Raw genomic sequence first — 4,026 nt, forward strand, 5'->3', positions numbered from 1 at the left:
TCGCGAGCAAGCTCGCTCCCACAGTTTTTCGGGTTGTCTACAAAGCGCCGTCCAGCACTTTGCGATAAAACAACCACTCGTGCTCCAGCGCATGCGCCTGGTTTGCAGCCTTGCGAAAACCGTGGCGTTCCTCCGGATAGTAGTGCGCCTCCACTGGAACACCGTTGTCCTGCAATGCCTTGACCATATCGCGGGTCTGCTGCGGTACGACCACGGCATCCAGCTCGCCCTGGAAAAAGATCATCGGCGCGTGGATCTGGTCTGCGTGAAGCAGCGGAGTACGGGCCCGGTAGCGCTCGGCGTCCACGTGCGGGTCGCCAATCAGCCAATCCAGATAATCGCCTTCGAATTTGTGCGTAGCGCGGCCCAGGGCAACCGGGTCGCTGACGCCATAGAGGCTGGCTCCGCCACGGAATACATTCCGGAATGCCAAGGCACAAAGGGTCGTATACCCACCGGCGCTACCGCCACGAATGAAGGCGCAGCGGCCATCGACCAGGCCTTGCTCCTCCAGGTACGCAACGACGGCGCAGGCATCCTCGACATCCACCACGCCCCAATTCAGATGCAATGCCTGCCGGTAGGCTCGGCCATAACCGCTGCTGCCGCGGTAGTTGAGGTCGGCCACGGCAAAGCCGCGCTGGGTCCAGTACTGGATGCGCGGGTCAAAGATCGGATAGCAGGCCGAAGTCGGCCCGCCATGGATGAACACTACCAGTGGCGGTTTCGGGTTGGCGCCCATGGCGGGATAAAAGAACCCGTGGGCTTCACTTGAAGCAACGGGGTAGCGCAGGGTCTGTGGACGGCTGATCTGTTCGGCCGATAGCGGCGCAATGCCGCCAGCCAGCACGGTGGTGTCGTGGCTCTGTCGTTCGATGGCAATGACCGCCGACGGGCTGGTCGGCGAGGCGGCAATGGCATAGATGAACTGCTCATCCAGGGCCAGGCTGCGAAAGCGGCTATAGGTCCCGGTGAAATCCTCAGTTGCGCCGCCACGGCACAAGCCCAGCCGACCAAAACCCGCCTCGGTCCAGCTCGCCAGGTAAGTCGCTTCGTCTATGGGCAGCCAGGTACAACCGCCCAATTGCCAGGGTGCGGGGGCGTGGTCGGCTTCGGCGGCAGCCAATGGCCTCAGGACACCCGCATTCTCACCCCAAGGCTGCCAGTAACCGCCTCGATCGGTCAGGCAATAAAGACGATTGGAAGCATCGAAGCGCGGTTGCTGGATGGACTCCTCCGCACCGTGACCGGCCACGCAGACCGGTTCGCCCCAACCTGCATCGTTGCGCTCGGCCAGCATCAGCCGGGTGGCTGTCCAGGGCTGGTGCGGGCGACTCCACTCGATCCAGGCGAGACGCTTTTGATCAGGACTCAGGATCGGCGCGGCATAGAAATCCGCGCCTTCGGCCAGCACGCGTCGCTGACGGTCGGCCAACCCGATCGACACCAGGCGATGCTGGTTGGCCTGTTCTTCCACCGCCAGCACGAGCCCAGTGGCGAAGTGCAGGTCGCCATATCGACGCTCACCCGAGGTCAACGCCAAGGGGCGCGGGTCTCCCAGCGATTGGTGATACAGCTGTTGGTCGGCCTCGTTGACAAACAGCACGCCGTCACCGCTCAGGCAGAACGACCCGCCGCCATATTCATAGACCCGGCTGCGCACGCTGAAGCCATCCGGGGTCAGGCAATGCGCCTTGCCATCTCGCCAATGCCAGATCCGACAGGCTCCGTCCGCGGGGCGGTATTCATTCCAGAACAGGCCCAGGGGCCCGAGTTGCAGTTCGGCAAAGTCGATGCCTGCCGCGACAGCCTGGGCGGCGCTGAGCGGGTCAGCCTTTAACGATGAGGCGTGAGTTTCGTTCATTGCGAAAGGCCAGTTGCTCGATGGTTTGCGTGGCGTGCTCGGCGTCTTCGCGAGCCTGGAGAATCATGCCATGGTGTTCGGATTTGCTGCACACCGGGTCGGCATTGCTGGCGTCGCCCGTGAGCATGAACGCCTGGCAACGGCAGCCGCCAAAGTCCTTTTCCTTCTCATCGCACGAGCGGCAGGGCTCGGGCATCCAGTCGTAACCGCGGAAACGGTTGAAGCCGAACGAGTCGTACCAGATGTGCTGCATGCTGTGGTCGCGCACATTCGGGAACTGCACCGGCATCTGTCGGGCGCCGTGACACGGCAATGCCGTGCCGTCCGGCGTGACGGTCAGGAAAATGCTGCCCCAGCCATTCATGCAGGCCTTGGGGCGTTCTTCATAGTAGTCCGGCGTGACAAAGATCAGTTTGCACGGGTTGCCTTCTGCTTCCAGTTTGGCCCGGTATTCATTAGTGATGCGCTCGGCCCGCACCAGCTGTTCCCGGGTGGGCAGCAGGCCGACGCGGTTGAGGTGCGCCCAGCCGTAGAACTGGCAGGTGGCGAGTTCGACGAAATCGGCTTCGAGGGCGATGCACAGCTCGATGATGCGGTCGATCTTGTCGATGTTGTGCCGATGGGTCACGAAGTTCAGCACCATCGGATAACCATGGGCTTTCACCGCCCGGGCCATTTCGAGTTTTTGCGCGAAGGCTTTCTTCGAGCCGGCCAGCAGGTTGTTCACCTGCTCGTCGCTGGCCTGGAAGCTGATCTGGATATGGTCCAGGCCAGCCTTCTTGAAGTCGCTGATCTTCTGTTCGGTCAGGCCGATGCCTGAGGTGATCAGGTTGGTGTAGAAACCCAGCTTGCGCGCCTCGCCAATCAACTCGGCCAGGTCCTGGCGCACCAGCGGCTCTCCGCCGGAAAAGCCCAATTGCGCGGCGCCCATCTCCCGGGCTTCGCGAAAGACCTTGAACCACTGCTCAGTACTCAACTCTTTGCCTTGCTCGGCAAAGTCCAGCGGGTTGGAGCAGTACGGGCATTGCAGCGGGCAGCGATAAGTCAGCTCGGCCAGCAGCCACAGCGGCAGGCCAACGGCGGGCTTCTCAGGCAAGGGTGATCCAGTGCTGTGCACGGGCGACCTCCATGAATTGCTCGATGTCGTCACCGAGCTCTGGCACACCGGGAAATTGTTTATCCAGCTCAGCAATGATTGCCGCCACATCGCGTTCGCCATCAATCAGGCCACCGATCAGCGCAGCGCTGTCGTTCAGCTTGATCATGCCTTCAGGATAGAGCAGCACGTGGCCTTTCTGGGCCGGTTCGTACTGGAAGCGATAGCCGGGGCGCCAGTTGGGGGTTTGGCTGCGATCGAAGCTCATAGGGTAATTCCTTTATGCCAAACCCGTTGGTCGGTCACGGTGTGATAGGGCGGGCGGTTCAGTTCATAGGCCATGCTCATCGCGTCGAGCATGCTCCAGAGGATGTCGAGCTTGAACTGCAGGATTTCCAGCATGCGGTCCTGGCCAGCACGCGTGGTGTAGTGCTGCAAGGTGATCGCCAAGCCATGCTCCACGTCACGCCGGGCCTGGCCCAGGCGGGTGCGAAAGTACTCATAGCCGGCCGGGTCGATCCACGGGTAATGCTGGGGCCAACTGTCCAGGCGCGATTGATGGATCTGCGGGGCGAACAGCTCGGTCAACGAACTGCTGGCGGCTTCCTGCCAACTGGCCCGGCGGGCGAAGTTGACGTAGGCATCCACCGCGAAGCGCACGCCCGGCAGCACCAGCTCCTGGGAGCGTAGCTGGGCGGGTTCCAGGCCCACCGCCTGGCCCAGCCGCAACCAGGCTTCGATGCCGCCGTCTTCGCCCGGGGCGCCGTCATGGTCAAGCAGGCGCTGGATCCACTCGCGGCGGATCTCCCGGTCCGGGCAGTTGGCCAGGATCGCGGCATCCTTGAGCGGGATGTTCACTTGGTAATAGAAGCGGTTCGCGACCCAACCCTGGATTTGCTCGCGCGTGGCACGGCCTTCATACATCGCCACGTGATAAGGGTGATGGATGTGGTAATACGCGCCCTTGGCACGCAGGGCCGCTTCGAACTCGGCGGGGGACAGGGGGGTGTCAGTCATTTTGGTTCTCCGGGAAATACCCGCGGGTTCTGTGGTGTCAGGGCAGGCC

4 protein-coding genes are annotated in these 4,026 nt (G+C 62.5%); all 4 read right to left on the reverse strand.

Going from position 1 to position 4,026, the window contains the following annotated elements; all coding sequences use genetic code 11:
* Positions 1–37: 37 nt before the first annotated feature.
* Genes OC610_RS22465 through pqqC form a run of 4 tightly spaced genes read right to left on the reverse strand, consistent with a single transcriptional unit; the run spans position 38 to position 3,977 of the window.
* Entirely contained in the window at positions 38–1,864 is a 1,827-nt protein-coding gene (locus OC610_RS22465) for an alpha/beta hydrolase family protein (RefSeq protein ID WP_264430873.1), read from the reverse strand.
* Positions 1,830–2,960 (reverse strand): pyrroloquinoline quinone biosynthesis protein PqqE, encoded by a 1,131-nt coding sequence (pqqE, locus tag OC610_RS22470; protein WP_269808071.1) that lies wholly within the window; start codon positions 2,958–2,960, stop codon positions 1,830–1,832. Before pqqE ends, OC610_RS22465 begins: the two co-directional genes overlap by 35 nt.
* The gene (gene pqqD, locus OC610_RS22475) at positions 2,953–3,228 is read right to left on the reverse strand and encodes a pyrroloquinoline quinone biosynthesis peptide chaperone PqqD (RefSeq protein WP_030139251.1); all 276 of its coding nucleotides are present in this window, start codon (positions 3,226–3,228) and stop codon (positions 2,953–2,955) included. The genes pqqE and pqqD overlap by 8 nt, the downstream gene beginning before the upstream one ends.
* Positions 3,225–3,977 carry a pyrroloquinoline-quinone synthase PqqC gene (gene pqqC, locus OC610_RS22480; protein ID WP_264430876.1) on the reverse strand — a complete coding sequence of 251 codons (753 nt, stop codon included), beginning with the start codon at positions 3,975–3,977 and terminating at the stop codon, positions 3,225–3,227. The genes pqqD and pqqC overlap by 4 nt, the downstream gene beginning before the upstream one ends.
* Between the last annotated feature and the right edge of the window lie 49 nt (positions 3,978–4,026).

It is taken from the genome of Pseudomonas agronomica, assembly GCF_025917275.1.
Taxonomy (GTDB): Bacteria; Pseudomonadota; Gammaproteobacteria; order Pseudomonadales; family Pseudomonadaceae; genus Aquipseudomonas; species Aquipseudomonas agronomica.